General features: G+C 72.2%; 11 protein-coding genes and 1 pseudogene. 5 read left to right on the top strand and 7 right to left on the bottom strand.

Annotated features, from left to right (window positions below):
- Positions 1–132 precede the first annotated feature (132 nt).
- Both glpK and ACFWJX_RS09295 read right to left on the bottom strand, forming a co-directional pair.
- Entirely contained in the window at positions 133–1,650 is a 1,518-nt protein-coding gene (gene glpK / locus ACFWJX_RS09300) for a glycerol kinase GlpK (protein WP_383239176.1), read from the bottom strand.
- 45 nt (positions 1,651–1,695) lie between these two features.
- Positions 1,696–2,547, bottom strand: a complete 852-nt coding sequence (locus ACFWJX_RS09295; protein WP_383239173.1) for an MIP/aquaporin family protein — start codon at positions 2,545–2,547, stop codon at positions 1,696–1,698.
- Between the two features lie 219 nt (positions 2,548–2,766).
- Between ACFWJX_RS09295 and ACFWJX_RS09290 the strand changes: the two genes are divergently transcribed.
- Together ACFWJX_RS09290 and ACFWJX_RS09285 are read left to right on the top strand one after the other, a co-directional pair.
- A complete protein-coding gene (locus ACFWJX_RS09290) occupies positions 2,767–4,842 on the top strand; it encodes a SpoIIE family protein phosphatase (protein ID WP_383239170.1) in 2,076 nt (691 codons plus the stop codon).
- A 202-nt stretch (positions 4,843–5,044) separates the two neighbouring features.
- A complete protein-coding gene (locus ACFWJX_RS09285; RefSeq protein WP_383239167.1) occupies positions 5,045–6,694 on the top strand; it encodes an FAD-binding oxidoreductase in 1,650 nt (549 codons plus the stop codon).
- 28 nt (positions 6,695–6,722) lie between these two features.
- Here ACFWJX_RS09285 and ACFWJX_RS09280 read toward each other — a convergent pair whose 3' ends face one another.
- From ACFWJX_RS09280 to ACFWJX_RS09265, 4 genes and pseudogenes are all read right to left on the bottom strand, one after another.
- Positions 6,723–7,256, bottom strand: coding sequence for a GNAT family N-acetyltransferase (locus tag ACFWJX_RS09280; protein ID WP_383239162.1), 534 nt, complete (start codon positions 7,254–7,256; stop codon positions 6,723–6,725).
- A gap of 57 nt (positions 7,257–7,313) precedes the next feature.
- Positions 7,314–7,490 (bottom strand): annotated as a pseudogene (locus ACFWJX_RS09275) (hypothetical protein); the annotation flags it as partial.
- 250 nt (positions 7,491–7,740) lie between these two features.
- A complete protein-coding gene (locus ACFWJX_RS09270; RefSeq protein WP_383239159.1) occupies positions 7,741–9,327 on the bottom strand; it encodes a glycerol-3-phosphate dehydrogenase/oxidase in 1,587 nt (528 codons plus the stop codon).
- On the bottom strand, positions 9,324–9,923 hold the full coding sequence (locus ACFWJX_RS09265) for a TetR/AcrR family transcriptional regulator (RefSeq protein ID WP_383239156.1): 600 nt from the start codon (positions 9,921–9,923) through the stop codon (positions 9,324–9,326). The genes ACFWJX_RS09270 and ACFWJX_RS09265 overlap by 4 nt, the downstream gene beginning before the upstream one ends.
- A 74-nt stretch (positions 9,924–9,997) precedes the next feature.
- On the opposite strand from ACFWJX_RS09265, the gene ACFWJX_RS09260 reads away from it, so the two are divergent.
- Positions 9,998–11,596 (top strand): FAD-binding oxidoreductase, encoded by a 1,599-nt coding sequence (locus tag ACFWJX_RS09260; protein WP_383239153.1) that lies wholly within the window; start codon positions 9,998–10,000, stop codon positions 11,594–11,596.
- 56 nt (positions 11,597–11,652) lie between these two features.
- Complete coding sequence (locus ACFWJX_RS09255) at positions 11,653–12,534, top strand: diacylglycerol/lipid kinase family protein (RefSeq protein WP_383239150.1); 882 nt, start codon at positions 11,653–11,655, stop codon at positions 12,532–12,534.
- Positions 12,535–12,668: 134 nt separating this feature from the next.
- Here ACFWJX_RS09255 and ACFWJX_RS09250 read toward each other — a convergent pair whose 3' ends face one another.
- On the bottom strand, positions 12,669–14,921 hold the full coding sequence (locus ACFWJX_RS09250; RefSeq protein WP_383239148.1) for a glycoside hydrolase family 36 protein: 2,253 nt from the start codon (positions 14,919–14,921) through the stop codon (positions 12,669–12,671).
- 86 nt (positions 14,922–15,007) lie between these two features.
- On the opposite strand from ACFWJX_RS09250, the gene ACFWJX_RS09245 reads away from it, so the two are divergent.
- The gene (locus ACFWJX_RS09245) at positions 15,008–16,123 is read left to right on the top strand and encodes a LacI family DNA-binding transcriptional regulator (protein WP_383239145.1); all 1,116 of its coding nucleotides are present in this window, start codon (positions 15,008–15,010) and stop codon (positions 16,121–16,123) included.
- Positions 16,124–16,152 lie beyond the last annotated feature (29 nt).

Below are 16,152 nucleotides of genomic sequence, written 5' to 3'. Positions count from 1 at the left end.
GGCCGGAGCTGCCTCCGGGTCTCTGCCTGTCCGTCTGCCCCGGACAGGCAGAGACCGTACCTGAGCCGGGACCGGCGCATGCTGTCGGTCCCGGCTCAGGAGGGCTTTCCGGAAGGGGCGCCCGAAGGACTCCTAATCGACCTTGGCCCAGTCCAGCGTGCGTTCCACCGCCTTCTTCCAGCCCGCGTAGCCCTCCGCGCGCTGTTCTTCCGACCACTGGGGCTGCCAGCGCTCGGACTCCTGCCAGTGGGTGCGCAGTTCGTCGGTGTCGCGCCAGAAGCCGATCGCCAGACCCGCCGCGTAGGCGGCGCCGAGCGCGGTGGTCTCGGCGACGACCGGGCGGCTGACGGGGACCCCGAGGACGTCGGCCTGGATCTGCATGCACAGGTCGTTGGCCGTGACACCGCCGTCGACCTTGAGGACGTCGAGGTGGACCCCGGAGTCCTGCTCCATGGCCTCGACGACGTCACGGCTCTGGTAGCAGATCGACTCCAGGGTGGCGCGGGCCAGATGACCGTTGTCGTTGTAGCGGGCCAGGCCGACGATCGCGCCGCGGGCGTCGGAGCGCCAGTAGGGAGCGAACAGGCCGGAGAACGCGGGGACGAAGTACATGCCGCCGTTGTCCTCGACCGTGCGGGCCAGCGTCTCGCTCTCGGCGGCACTGCTGATGATCTTCATCTGGTCGCGCAGCCACTGCACCGCGGACCCGGTGACCGCGATGGACCCCTCCAGGGCGTAGATCGCCGGCTCGTCGCCGAACCGGTACGCCACCGTGGTGAGCAGGCCGTGCTGCGAACGCACCAGCTCGGTACCGGTGTTGAGGACCAGGAAGTTGCCGGTGCCGTAGGTGTTCTTGGCTTCGCCGGGGGCGTAGCAGACCTGGCCCACCGTGGCCGCCTGCTGGTCGCCGAGCACCCCGGTGATGGGGATGGCGGCGCGCAGTGGCCGGGAGGTGCGCGTGACGCCGTACGCCTCGCGGTGGGAGGAGGCGTTGATGGTGGGCAGCATGGCCCGGGGGATCCGGAAGAAGCCCAGCAGTTCGTCGTCCCAGTCCAGGGTCTCCAGGTCCATCAGCATGGTCCGGCTGGCGTTGGTGACGTCGGTGGCGTGGATGCCGCCGTCGGGGCCTCCCGTGAGGTTCCACAGGACCCAGCTGTCGGTGTTGCCGAAGAGGGCGTGGCCCTGTTCGGCGGCCTCGCGGACCCCGTCGACGTTCTCCAGGATCCACTGGATCTTGCCGCCGGAGAAGTAGGTCGCCGGGGGCAGGCCCGCCTTGCGGCGGATGACCTCGCCCTTGCCCGAGCGTTCCAGGGCCGCGGCGATGGAGTCGGTGCGGGTGTCCTGCCAGACGATGGCGTTGTAGTACGGGCGTCCGTTGCGCGGATCCCACACCACCGTGGTCTCCCGCTGGTTGGTGATGCCGATCGCGGCCAGGTCGTCCGGGGACAGGTTGCCGTGCCGCAGGGCGTTCTGCATCACGGAGTTGGTGCGTTCCCAGATCTCCACCGGGTCGTGTTCGACCCAGCCGGACCGCGGAAGGATCTGGGCGTGCTCCAACTGGTGCTTCGCCACCTCGTTCCCGGCGTGGTCGAAGATCATGAATCGGGTGCTGGTGGTGCCTTGGTCCACCGCGCCCACGAAGTCAGCCATGGGTTGCCGCCTTTGCTGCGGGTGTCGGCGCTCGAGTTGCGGGTGTCAGCGCGTTTGGTCGGGTGCGGGGACACGGCCCGGAGGCTCCGGCTCCGCCGTCGGCAGGAACCGGCCGATGAACGCCTTGTACAGGCCGGCGCCGAGCAGACCGCCGATCAGGGGGCCCAGGATCGGCACCCAGAAGTAGATGTTCCCGTACTGATCTCGCCACGCTCCGCCGTAGCCGGTGAAGAAGCTGGCCAGCCGGGGACCGAAGTCACGTGCCGGGTTGATCGCGTAACCGGCGTTGGTGCCCCACGCCATGCCGATGGCCACGACGATCAAACCCACGATGAACGGGGCCAGGTTCGCGGCCGGCGGGTTGTTGAGCAGGTCCGTGACGGCCAGGATCAGCAACAGCAGGAGGGCCGTGCCGATGATCTGGTCGCGGAAGGCGCCCCACTCGTGCACCGGAAGGTTCGTGTTGCCGTTGGCGGGGAGTGTGGAGAACACACCCTGTGTCTTGATCGTGTGACCGGGGTCGGCCTTCGCCAGTGCCTCGGTGTAGTTCCAGCGGACGATGAGGGCCGCCACGAAGGCGCCCGCCGTCTGCGCCACCGCGTACGGCGCGACCTTCCGCCACGGGAACCCCTTGAAAGCCGCCAGCGCGACGGTGACCGCGGGGTTGAGGTGGGCGCCGCTCAGCCGGGCCGCGACGTAGACGCCCAGGGTGACGCCGATGCCCCAGGCCCAGGCGATGCTGTCGTGGTTTCCGAGGCCGCCCGGCGGTGTCGTCAGGGCCCCGCCGGCGACCACTTGGGCGACGACACCGCATCCGAAGAGGATGAGCACCATCGTGCCGGCGAACTCGGCCGACAGTTCGCCGACCAGTCCCGACCTTTTCAATCGCTCAGCCATGGAAGCTCGCTTCCCGCCGGTCGACGGACCGGCCTCTCGACTTACCGAGCCCTCCCGACGTCAGCATAAGTCGATAATTCCGATATCGCCCGAAAGGGGCTGTATGGCCAGCACGTGGCCCTGCACCTCCGGTCAGGGGCGGGTGTGCCGCATGGTGAACCCGGCCGTTCCGGATAGGGTGATTCCATATGAAATGTTGCCTGGTGGTTAGGTCGTGCGGTGGACGCTCACCAGACGGCGGGACCGGTGCCGGAACAGCCCTCCTCGGCTGTCGGGTACGCGGGTGTGCTGCGCGAACTGCTGCCGATCGCACTGTGGCGGGAAGACGCGGACGGACGCATCGCGGAGTGGTCGCTCGCCGCCCAGGACCTGCTCGGCTACCGGCCCGAGGACGTACTCGACCGGCCCGCCTCGGCCCTGCTCGTCCCCGAGGGCAACGGTGAACTCGCCGACCAGCTGACCCGCCGCGTCCACGCCGGGGAAACCGTGGTCGGAACCCTGTGGGTGCGCCACCGCGACGGCCACCAGGTGACGATGGAGATGTGGATCGTCCCCGCCGCCGACGCGCGCGGACGGGCCGGCGCACTGCTGATCGCCGTCGAGACCTCCCAGGTCCTGCGCATGCGGGATTCGCTGGCGGCTCTGGAGAGCCTCTTCAGCCAGTCACCCATCGGCCTGGCCACCCTCGGCACCGATCTGCGCTTCCTGCGGGTCAACGACGCCCTCGCCCGGATGAACGGCCTCTCCGCCGCCGACCACGTGGGCAAACGCCTCACCGAGGTCGTGCCCGACGTCAACGCCGTGGCACTGGAGTCGACGATGAGGAAGGTCCTGGACCGGGGCACCGCCGTCGTCGACGTCCGCCGTACCGGACGCACCGCGTCGGACCCCGACCACGACCGGACCTGGTCCTGCTCCTACGCCCCCCTCGTCGACGGCACCGGCCGGACACTGGGCCTGATCGCCTCCCTCATCGACGTCACCGAGAGCCAGCGCGCCGAGGCCGACGCCGAGCGGGCCAGACGCCGCTTCGCCCTGCTGGCGGAGGCGGGCACCCGGATCGGCACCACCCTGGACCTACGGCAGACCGCCGAGGAGATCGTGCAGATGCTGGTGCCCCAGCTCGCCGACTCCGCCGACGTGCAGCTCCTCGAAGAGGTCATGCAGCCCGACGAGTCCGCCGCCTCCACCCAGGGCGTGGTCCGGCGCATGGCCGCCCACTTCCCCGACCCCTCCGCCCCCACGGCGAAGCTCGTGCCGGGCACGACCTCGCAGATCCCGCACGGCTCCCTGTACGAGCGGGTCATCACCGAGGGGCGGCCCACGAACCTGTACCGCTCCGACGTCCCGGCACTGGTCACCGACCCCCGCTCCGACGATCTGCGCGAGTACCTGATGACCCTCGGCTCCGCCCGGCTGATCCCCCTGGTCGCCCGCGGCAAGGTGCTCGGTGCGGTCGTCGTGACCCGGCTGCGCAGCCGCGAGCCCTTCGACGAGCAGGACTGCGTCCTCATCGACGAACTGGCCGCGCGCGCCGCCCTGAACATCGACAACGCCCTCATGTACACCCGTCAGCGCGCGGCGGCCATCACCTTGCAGCGCAGCCTGACGAACAGCGCGCTGCCCGTCGTCCCCGGCCTCGAACTCACCGGACGGTACCTGCCCGCCAGCGAACACGACGTCGGCGGCGACTGGTACGACGTCATCGCGCTGCCCGAAGGCAGGACCGGACTCGTCATCGGGGACGTCATGGGCCACGGCATCCACGCGGCGGCGGTCATGGGACAGCTCCGCACAGCGGTGCGCACCCTCGCCCGGCACGACATGCATCCGGCCCGCCTGCTCCGCTCGCTGGACGCCGTCGTGGCCGACATGGGCGAGGACGAGATGGCGACCTGCGTCTACGCCGTCCACGATCCCGCGTCCGGCGGATGCCTGGTGGCCCGAGCCGGCCACCCCCCGCCGGCCGTGATGGCACCCGACGGGTCGATCGTCTTCCTCGACGGCCCGCCGGGAACCCCGCTGGGGACGGGAGGGCACGAGTTCCGCACCGAAGAGGTCCCGCTGCCGCCGGGCAGCCTGCTGGTCCTGTACACCGACGGTCTCGTCGAAGCCCGCGACCGGGATCTCGACCAGGGCCTCGACAGGCTCGCCCGAGCCCTGCGGACGCCCGGACGGTCACTCGCGACACTCTGCGACGACGTCCTCGGGCAGATGCTGCCGCACACCGCGCGGGACGACGTCGCCATCCTCATGGCCCGTCCGCAACAGCCGGGTGGCCCCGTCGGGCGCTGACGGGCCGGGGGCGTGCGCCGGAGTCGGCGGGTGTGCGGCGGGGCCGGGCGCGGTGTCGCGCGCGGGCGGTGTGGGTCCGTACATCCGGCGGTGCGGGTTTATCGCCCGGGGCCCGGCGGATCGTCGGACACCGTCCGGTCGGTGACTCTACGTTCGGATATGTGCACTCACAGTTGCTGTTCCTCAAGTCCGGAGAGGTGTCATGTCCGTGAGTCCGATCGAAGTCAGCTCGGGGGACGCGCGTTACGACGCGCTGCGCCGTGGATTCAACCAGCGCTGGATCGCCCACCCCGACTACGTCGTCGTCGCCACGTCCACCGACGACGTGGAGTCGGCACTCGGCAAGTTCCTCGCCGACCCCGCCAACGCCACCCGCCGGATCACCGTGCGCTCGGGCGGCCACTGCTACGAGGACTTCGTGTCCTCGAAGGACGTCGGCGTCATCATCGACGTGAGCCAGATGAACCGCGTCCATTTCGACGCCTCCATGGACGCCTACTGCGTCGAGGCAGGGGCGACGAACTGGCACAGCACCACCCAGCTCTACCGGTCGACCGGCCTCGCCCTGCCCGGCGGGTCCTGCAACTCGGTCGGACTCGGCGGTCACATCTCGGGCGGCGGATACGGTCTGCTGTCCCGCATGCTCGGACTGACCGTGGACTACCTGTACGCCGTCGAGGTGGTCACCGCCGCCGACGGCAGGACACCCCGCCGCACCGTGGCCCGCAAGGACTCCGAGGACCCCGCGCTGCGCGACCTGTGGTGGGCGCACACCGGAGGCGGCGGCGGGAACTTCGGCGTCATCACCAGGTACTGGTTCCGCGGTCTGCAGTCGCCACCGGCCCAGGTACTGCTCCGGTCCGTCGCCTGGACCTGGGACGACTTCCGCGAACGGCCCGACCTGTTCAAGTCCCTCGTACGCCGCTACGGGGAGTTCTTCGAGCACGAACACCACGGCACCGGCCCCGACTTCATCCGCCGCAACGGCTACCGCGACATGTTCACCCTCCTCAAGCTCACCCACATGAGCAACGGCAAGGTGGGTCTGACCGTCCAGCTCGACGGCACGGGCAAGGACGCGCCCGGCCGTCTGAAGGCCTTCCTGGACTGGATCACCGAAGGCTTCACCACCGGCGGCGGGCACCACGTCACCGAGACGGCCCTGGACAAGCAGATCGGTGAACACCCGGCGCAGGACGCCCTGTTCATCCCGACCCTGCTGCCCTGGCTCACCGCCACCCAGAGCCTGAACGACTCCGGCCCCAACCGCTGCGGCAAGTACAAGTCGGCCTACATGACCAAGGGCTTCACCGACCAGCAGATCGACGCGATCCACCGCCACGTGACCGACCCGAACTACAGCAACCCCGACGCCCTGCTCCAGGTCGACTCCTACGGCGGGAGGATCAACGACGTGGCCGCGGGCGACACGGCCGTGCCGCAGCGGTCCTCGGTCCTCAAGCTCCAGTACCAGGCGTACTGGAGCTGGGGCAAGGACGCCGACGGCAACGGGGTGTACGACTACCGGGACGCCGACAGGGACCCGGAGATCGCGGGCCCCCACCTGCGCTGGATCCAGAACTTCTACCGGGACGTCTACAAGTCCACCGGGGGAGTACCCGCGGTGCCCGACCCCGCCCTGCCCGCGTCCCTGTCGTCGAACACCGACGGCTGCTACGTCAACTACCCCGACACCGACCTGGGCGACCCGCTCCTCAACACGTCCGGCCAGCCCTGGCACAAGCTCTACTACAAGGACAACTACCAGCGCCTGCAACGCGCGAAGGCGAGCTGGGACCCCCACGACGTCTTCCGCCACCAGCAGTCCGTCCGCCCGCCGAAGACCACCTAGGCGGGACCGGGGCCGCCGCTCCGCCCGCTCACGCCTGGTACTCGGTGAGGTCGATGGCGTGAATGCCCAGCGGGAAGCCGTGGACCGGGTGGGTGGTCACCCGCTCCGGCACCATGCCGAGCTTGCGGATGACGTTCTCGGAGGCCTCGTCCCCCACCCGGCAGATGCTGATGACACGGTCGAGGCCACGGTCCTGGAGGGCGAACTCCAACGTGGCCTGGGCGGCCTCGGAGGCGTAGCCCTGGCCCCAGAACGGTGAACCGAACCGCCAGCTGATCGCCACTTCGGAGGCCACCTCCGGCAGGTACCCGGGCACGGACAGGCCGGTGAAGCCGGCCAGCTCACCCGAGGCCAGCAACTCGACCGCGAAGAGGCCGAAGCCCTCCTCGTCCCACTCCTCCTCCCACTGCTCGATGGCCTCCGCCGTCCCGTCCGGATCGAGCACCGAGCCGTCGTCGACCCAGCGCATCACGTCGGGGTCGGCGTTGATCTCGGCCATGGGTACCAGGTCGTCGTCGTGCCAGCGACGGAGGATGAGGCGGGGGGTGCGGATCTCGGTCATGGGGCCATCCTGCCGAAGGCACGGCCCGTACCGGTAATCAGCGTTCCGCAAACGGTTTCAGCATGTTGCCCTCTCGATGATCTGCGCCTTCGTGCCGGAGGTCGGCTGCGTCAGGGCGTAGGAGGTGGGCCACAGGGGGCCTTCGTCGAGGTCCGCCCGGTCGCTGAAGCCGAGCGTGGCGTACGCGCCCTCGAAGAAGCAGGCGACCTTGCCGTCGCGGGCGTACGCGGGCATGGCAGTGGGTCTCCTGGAGCCGGCTGCACCGGTACGTCGCACTCCGGGCGGAGGCCACGGTCCTCGCCGGGCACCTTGACGCCCGGGACCGTATCGCCGCCGCCCGGAGCAGGGCCGCCGGCAACCCGGTCGCCACCGCCCGACCGGACCGCGCGCAGGCAGTCGGACGGGCCACCCCACCCACGGCGACGAGGCATGAGCCGAGGCGGCACGCACCCCGAGTCGGCGAAGTCGCGAGCGCGGGCCCGGCTCAGGACCGCCCGGAGGGCGTCCAGCCGGACCTCTCGCCGAGCAGGCGGCCTACGGTGACCACGGCCTGGTCGCGGTCGGCCGGTACCAGGCCGATGCGGGTGCGGCGGTCGAGGAGGTCGGCCTCGTCGAGGGCGCCCTCGTGGTGGACGGCCCACATCAGTTCGGCGCCGGTGACGGGGTGGCCCGCGAGGACGGGCTCGGCGAGGTGCGGGTCGGCGGCGGCGAGGGCCTGGACGTCCGGTGCCTCCGTGCCGTAGCGCTGGACGAGGCGGCGTGGCGCGGCGACGGTCCGCAGCGTTCGCGCGGGTGCCGCGCCGACGAGGGGGAGGCGGGCCGTGCGGCAGCGGGCGGCGGTGAGGCGGCCCGAGGCGACGGCGGCGTCGACGGCGTCCTGGGCCATCCGCCGGTACGTCGTGAGCTTGCCGCCGACCACCGTGACGACGCCGTCGTCCTGACAGATGACCGCGTGCCGTCGGGAGATGTCCGAGGTACGGCCCGTTTCCGCCGAGTCCAGCAGGGGGCGCAGCCCGGCGAAGGCGCCGATCACGTCCGAGCGGTGGACGGGGACGTCGAGCACGCACCCGAGGACGTCGAGGAGGAAGCCGATGTCCGACTCGGGGGCGGCCGGGACGTCGGGCAGGTCGCCGTCGACGGGTTCGTCCGTGAGTCCGACGTAGACGCGGCCGTCGCCTTGCGGGAGGACGAGGACGAAGCGGTTCGTCTCCCCGGGGACCGGGACGTGCAGTCCGGCCGGGAGCGCGCCGAGGTGCTCGGAGCGGAGGACGAGGTGGGTGCCGCGCGAGGGCCGTATCCGGATGCCGTCGACCAGGCGGCCGGCCCAGACGCCGGAGGCGTTGACGACCGTACGGGCCCGGATCTCGCCTTCCTCGCCGGTCAGTTCGTCGCGGACGGTGGCTCCGGAGCCGGTGAGCCGCAGTGCTCTGACGCGGGTGAGGACGCGGGCGCCGTGCGCGGCGGCGGTCCGGGCGAGGGCGGTGACCAGGCGGGCGTCGTCGGTGACCTTGCCGTCCCAGGACAGCAGGCCGCCGCGGAGGCCTTCGGGGCGGACGGCCGGGGCGAGGTGGCGGGCCTCCGTCGCCGAGAGGCGGCGGGGCGCGGGCAGGGTCGCCCGTGCGGTGCGGGCGGCCAGCCGCAGGGCGTCCCCGGCGCGGAACCCGGCCCAGGCCAGGGTGGCCTGGCCGCGCGAGACGAGCGGGGTGAGCGGCAGGACGAAGGGCTCGGCGCGAACCAGATGGGGGGCGGTGTGCTCCATCAGCAGCCCGCGTTCCACCGCGCTCTCGTGGGCGACGTCGAACTGTGCGGAGGCGAGATAGCGCAGGCCGCCGTGGATGAGCTTGGAACTCCAGCGCGAGGTGCCGAAGGCGAGGTCGTGGGCGTCGACGGCGGCGACCGTCAGTCCCCGTGCGGCCGCGTCGAGGGCGGCACCGGCACCGGTGGCGCCCAGACCGACGACCAGGACGTCCACCGCGGGCCCGCCCACGGTCGCGGCGAGTTCCCGCGAGCGGCGGGCGGCCGACAGTGAGGAGGTGTTCCGGGGCGGGGTGGGGCTGCTGGTGCGGCTCATGGCGTGAGGGTCCTCTCCAGAAGGGTCCGCAACTCGCCGAGGAAGGCCGCGGAGTCGAGGTCCGGGTCGTCCTCGTCGGTCATGGTCCGCAGCGACAGGGTGAACGACTGGACGACGAGCAGCAGGGAGCGCGCCTGCCGTTCCGGATGGCCGGGCCGCACCGAGCCGTCGGCGTGGCCCTCCCGCAGGCCGTCGGCGAGCAGTTTCAGCAGTGCTTCCTGACTCGCCCCGCGCCGGTCGAGGACGTAGGGGAGGAGGAGTTCGGGGTCCACGTCGACGATCTTGCGGAACAGCGGGTGGTCGCGGAAGGCGGCCACCCCTGCCACCAGGCCGTCGACGAGGAGCGTCCGGGCGTCGGTGCCCGCGCGCCGCTCGGGCATGGCGCCGGTGGCCACGCCGACCCATTCCCGGGTCATGAGGTCGCCGACCAGCGAGCGGACGTCGGGCCAGCGCCGGTAGAGGGTCATGCGGGAGACCCCCGCCCGGCGGGCCACGTCGGTGAGCGTCGTACGGCGGACTCCGACGGCCAGGACGCAGTCGCGCACCGCGTCGAGCACCGCGTCCCCGTCCGACTGGTTGTGACGAATAGGCGTCATGTGTCACAGTGTAACGCCTCGCGGGGGCCGTTCCGAGACGGCGTCCCGTACCGCCGACCGGGAGGACGACACCGATGGACATGCTGTGGAGCGGCTGGGGCGACCCCGCCGCGGCGACGCCGCTGCCCGACACGGTGGTCGGGCTGCTGCACGACCTGCTCGGCGTGAAGCCCCGCGCCGCCGCCCCGGTGACGCTCGACCAGATCACCGTCCCCGCCGCACCGCTCGACGCCGCCACGCACGACGCCCTGCTGGCCGCCGTCGGCGGGCACCCGGAACACGTCCGTACCGACGCCGAAACCCGCATCCGGCACACCCGCGGCAAGTCCACCCCCGACCTGCTGCGCATCCGCGACGGCGAGGTCGACGACCTCCCGGCCGCCGTGGTCCTGCCCGCCGGACACGACGAGGTCCTCGCCGTGCTGCGAGCCTGCGCCGCCCATGGGCAGGCCGTCGTGCCCTTCGGCGGCGGCACCTCGGTCGTCGGCGGCCTCGCCCCCGCACGGCGCGGCGCCTTCGTCGCCCTCGACCTGCGCCGCATGGACGGCCTGCTGGCCGTCGACCCCGTCTCGCGGACCGCCACCCTCCAGGCCGGCCTGCGCGCCCCGCACGCCGAGGCACTGCTCGCCGGACACGGCTTCACCCTCGGCCACTTCCCCCAGTCCTACGAGTGGGCCACCATCGGCGGATTCGCCGCCACCCGCTCCAGCGGACAGGCCTCCGCCGGATACGGCCGCTTCGACGACATGGTCCTCGGCCTCACCCTCGCCACCCCCCAGGGCACCGTCGAGACCGGCCGCGCCCCACGCTCGGCGGCCGGCCCCGACCTGCGCCAGCTCCTGCTCGGCTCGGAAGGCGCGTTCGGCGTGATCACCTCGGTCACCGTGCGCGTTCGTCCCGTTCCCCGCGCCCGCCTCTACGACGGCTGGCGCTTCCCGACCTTCCGGCAGGGCGCCGACGCCCTGCGGCGACTGGCCCAGGACGGGCCCCGCCCGACGGTGCTGCGCCTCTCCGACGAGACCGAGACCCTGGTCGGCCTGGCTCAGCCCGACGCCATCGGCTCCGGCGCCGCGCAGCAGAACGCCGGCTGCCTGGCCGTCGTGGGCTTCGAGGGCACCGAGGAGGACACCTCCCACCGCCGCGAGACGGCGACCGCGGTGCTGCGCGAGGCCGGCGGAGAGCCGCTGGGCGAGGAGCCGGGCCGCCGCTGGGCGCACGGCCGCTACTCCGCCCCCTATCTCAGGGACGCGCTGCTCGACGCGGGAGCCTTCGTCGAGACCCTGGAGACCGCCGCGTTCTGGTCCCGCCTGCCGGAGCTGTACGCCGCCGTCCGCGACGCCCTGACCGCGACACTCGCCGACGCGGGCACCCCGCCCCTGGTCATGTGCCACGTCTCGCACGTCTACGAGAACGGCGCCTCCCTCTACTTCACCGTCGTCAGCGCCCAGGGCGATGACCCCCTCGCCCACTGGACCCGCGCCAAGCACGCCGCCAACGACGCGATCCTCGCCGCCGGCGGCACCATCACCCACCACCACGGAGTGGGCACCGACCACCGCGACTGGTACGTACGCGAGGCGGGCGACCTCGCCGTCGACGCCCTGCTGGCCGTCAAACGACGCCTCGACCCGGCCGGAGTCCTCAACCCGGGCGTCCTGCTTCCCGCAGACTGAACCAGCCCGCGCCCCTTCCCGCCCGCCGATCCGCCGACCGCCCGGAGGCCCACCCGATGCGACAGTTCACGGCCGTCGTCAACCCCACCGCAGGCGCCGCCACGGGCGCGGCGGCCCTCCTCGGGGTGGCCCGGCTGCTGCGCGAGGCCGGCGCCGACCTCGAAACCGTTTACAGCAACAGCCTGAAGCACGCTCAGGAACTCGCCCGGACCGCCGGGGAACGCGGGCGGATCGTGCTGGCGGTCGGCGGGGACGGCATCACCGGCGCCGTCGGCGGAGCCCTCAGCGGCACCGACACGGTTCTCGGCCTGATACCGGCAGGGCGCGGCAACGACTTCGCACGGGCACTGAAACTGCCCACCGAAGCGGACGCCCTGGCCCGTGTGCTGCTGGAGGCCGAGCCGCGCCCCGTCGACACCATCGAGGTGCGCTCCGCGGTCCACGACCGCACCGTCGTCCTCGGCAGCGTCTACGCGGGAGTCGACGCGGTCGCCAACCGCCACGCCAACCACGCCGGACTGCTGCGGGGCGCCGCCGCCTACTACGTCGGAGGCCTCCGCGCGGTGGCCGGCTGGCGTCCGGCCCGGTACCGCGTCACGGTCGACGGGGCCGAGCACACACACCGCGGCTACACCGTCGTCGCGGCCAACTCCGGCTTCTACGGCTCCGGCCGCATCATCGCCCCCGACGCCAGGATCGACGACGGCCTCCTGGAGATCGTGCTGATCCGGCACGCACCGCGGCACCTGTTCTTCGCCCTGATGAACGAACTCAAGACCGGCACCCACATCCGCCGCCCCGAGGTGCGCGTCCTGCGCGGCACCCAGGTCCGCATCGAAGCCGACCGCGACATCCCCTACGGCGCCGACGGCGAGGTCGAGGCCGAACTGCCCGTCACAGCCACGGTCCTGCCCGGCGCGTTGCGGGCACTGTACTGAGCCCTGCCTCCGGTCGTCTCCGTGCGGTACGTCGGCGGGAAGCGGGAGGCGGGCCCTGGGCCGTCGAAGCGCGCGCACGGCACGGCGGAACCGCGCGCGTACCGCGCCGTGAAGATCGGCGGCCCCGACGCCCGCTACGCCCCCGACGTGAGTCGGATCAACAGAACCCCGGGTGTGCGCGGCAGTGACACCCGCAGTCCGCTGCCGTCCCACCGCGCCGACCCGGCGACGGAAGCGGACGGATGCAACACCTCCGCACGGACCTCCCGACCCGCCAAATGACCCACGGGAAGTTGGAGTTCGGCGTCCCCGCCACGGCGCCAGACCGAGACGTACGACGCGCGGTCGCCCGGCACCCGCATCCCCAGGGCCAGCCAGTCGTCCGTCCACCCGGGCAGACCGAGCGGCCAGAACGGCACCGCCTGCGCCAGGTCCGCGCGAAGCGTCTTGTACACGGCCACCGCGTCCCGCACGAGGCCGAGTTGACGCTGCGTCATGCGGTTCAGATGGCCGGAGAGATGGATGCGGCCGAGCAGCGCCCCGCCCAGGGTGAAGCTGATCAGGTCGTCGTCGAACCCGGGCTGCGGGTAGGCCCAGACGGCGCCCTGCTCGGGCGGGACCGCGGTCGGCGCGGCGGCGGCGATCGGCGGCAGGCGCAGCGGGTCCTGCTGATCGCTGGTCGACTGGAGCTGGCTGACGGCCAGCGTCGCCCCGTCCATCCGCATCCCGCCCGAGGCGCAGTTCTCGATCACCAGGCCGGGGTGCCGGTCCAGCACCTCGGACAGCCAGTCCAGGTAGGCCTGGGTGTGGCCGAGCAGTCCGGCTCCCGGCGCGATGTCCCCGGGCGCGCAGGTCCCGGGGTCGACCACGATGTTGTAGTCCAGCTTGAGGTAGCCCACGCCCCAGTCGCCGACGATCCGGTCCACGGCCTTGTCGAGGTGCGCACGGGCGGCGGGATGGCGCAGATCCAGCTGGTGGCGCCCCTGCTCGGTCACGCGCAGGCCGTCGCGCTGGAAGAAGGCGTCCGGCGGCAGCGCGTCCGCGACGGGACTGCGCACGCCCACGACCTCCGGCTCCAGCCACAGCCCGGGGACCATGCCGCGTTCCGCGATCCGGTCCAGGACGGCCTGGAGTCCGCCGTCGGGGAAGCGGCGGGTCGAGGGCAGCCACTCGCCGACGCTGTCCCACCAGCTCTCGGCGCTGTCGTCGTACCAGCCGGCGTCGATGCAGAAGTACTCCGCCCCGGCCTCGGCGGCGGCGTCGATCAACGGCAGCAGCTTCTCCGTCGTCGGGTCGCCCATCAGCGTGTTCATGTAGTCGTTGAAGACGACGGGCAGCGCGCGGTGGTCCGGGTGCGGACGGCGCACGGCCCGGCGGTACGAGGTCAGGGCGGCGAACGCGTCGTCCAGCCCGGAGCCGAGGGCCAGGACAGCGGGCACGGTGGTGAACTCGGCGCCCGGCGCGAGCCGGACCCGCCACTGGTGCTCCGCGTCCGTGGGACCGTTCAGCGCCACGTACGTGCCGTCGGCGCGTTCGCCCAGGTCCCAACGCCAGCCCGCCGGGGACTCGACCTGCCAGAGCCAGGCCCGGCCACCGCCGCGCTCGGTGACTGCGCCCATCGGGAGGTGCCCGTCGGTGGGCCAGCTGCCGCGTCCGGCCAGGGACACCGCGGCCCGGCTGTCGTGCTGATGGGCGGCCGCGTGGATGTCGGCGACGGTGTCGCGCAGCGGCTCGCTGTACCAACGGCACTCGGCGAGCCAGTCGTTGCGGGCACGGTGGACGTCGAGGGCGTCGGGGGAGGGGAGAGCGCCGACCAGCAGACTGCTGACGGACTGGACGACGAGGGGTTCGTCCCCCTCGTTGCGGAGGCGGACGCGGGAGCGCAGCACCGGCAGCCCGACGGGCGAGGAGAGTTCGACGAAAGCGGTCAACCCCGTTCCAGGGTCGTGCAGTTGGGCCGTGAGGTACGTCCAGCCGTCGTGTTCCCGGGTGGTGTGGCCGCGGTGGCGCAGCCGGGCACCGAGGGCCGTACCGGTGAAGCGCGGCCCCGACCAGCCGCTGCCGTGCCCGAGCGCGGTCAGCTCCACGAGGGGGAGGGGCGCCTCCGCGGCGGACTCGGAGGCGGAGGACTCGCATGTGGCCTCCGATGTGGCCTCCGATGTGGCCTCGGCCTCGGATTCGGTCGCCGGCTCGTCGGTGAAGGCTCCTGCGCCGGGCGGTACTTGAGCGTGCGGCCGGGCCAGCCGGACCATCCGCAGGACCCCGTCGTGTCCGGTGGCGAACCCGGCCTCCAGCGCACCGTGCCCCCAGGTGAACTGCCGCCCACTGGCTCCGGGGGCCGTGCCCGCCGTCTCCGACGTGTCCGACGTGTCCGACGTAACGGTCAACGTCTTCCCCTCCCGATGGCCGCCACTGCCGGCGGCCTTGCGTCTGTTGCGTGAATCCATCGTTACGTTCTCTTGACGGCCTCTGTGTGACCGGTCACAATCCTGGCATGAATGTGACCGGTCACACAAGGCGCTCGGTGAGTATCAGGGATGTCGCGACCGCGGCCGGGGTCTCCTACCAGACCGTCTCCCGCGTGATCAACGACCATCCCAGCGTCAAGCCCTCCACCCGGGAACGGGTGCTCGCCGCCATCGACGAACTGGGCTTCCGGCGCAACGCCACCGCACTCGCCCTTGCCAGCGGACGCAGCAGAGCCGTGACCGTCCTCACCGCCAACACCACCCACTACGGCTACGCCTCGATCCTCCAGGGCATCGAGGAGGCGGCCCGCGCCGAGTCCTACGCGGTCGGGATCGGTGTCCTCGAATCAGCCGACGAGGCCGCCGTCGCCACCGAGGTGCGGCGGGCGGCGGACGCGAGCGGTGGACTGATCGTGATCGCCTACGATCCGCCCGGCGTGAAGGCACTGGCCGCCGTACCCGCCGACCTGCCGGTCGTCGGTGTGGTCGAGACCCCCACCAGTCCGCCCGGCGGCGACCGCCCCTGGGTCTGGACCGACGACCGCGAGGCCGCCTACGAAGCGACCCGCCATCTCCTGTCCCTCGGCCACGAGACCGTGCACTACGTCGCCATCCCGTCCAGCACCCGGCGCACCAGCGCCCGCACCACCGGCTGGCGACAGGCGCTGAAGGAGGCCGGAGCCCTCGAACCCCGTCCGCTCCAGGGCCGTTGGGGCCCGGCCGGCGGCCATGCGGCGGGCCTGAAACTCGCCCGGGATCCCCAGGTCACCGCGATCCTGTGCGGCAACGACGACCTCGCGCTCGGGGTGATCCGCGCCCTCCACGAGACGGGCCGGGCCGTCCCCGGCGACGTGAGCGTGGCCGGGTTCGACGACGCCCCGCACTCCGCCTATCTCACCCCGTCGCTGACGACCGTACGCATGGACTTCACCGGCCTCGGCCGGTCCGCGTTCGCCCTGCTGCACGGGGTGCTCGAAGAGTCCGCGCCGATCGCCCCGCATCCCGTCTCCGTACCGGAACTGGTGGTGCGGGAGAGTTCCGGCCGCCGCCGACCTGCCGGTGAACGCCCTGCTGGTGAACGCTCTGCCGGTGAAGGTTCCGCCGGTGAACGTTCCGTCTGAGCATCGCCGTTGTGTAACCGCTTGCCGCA

The organism is Streptomyces sp. NPDC058335 (assembly GCF_042723915.1).
GTDB lineage: Bacteria > Actinomycetota > Actinomycetes > Streptomycetales > Streptomycetaceae > Streptomyces.
The sequence above is the reverse complement of the archived record's forward strand: the minus strand, read 5'-3'. Positions and strand labels throughout refer to the sequence as shown.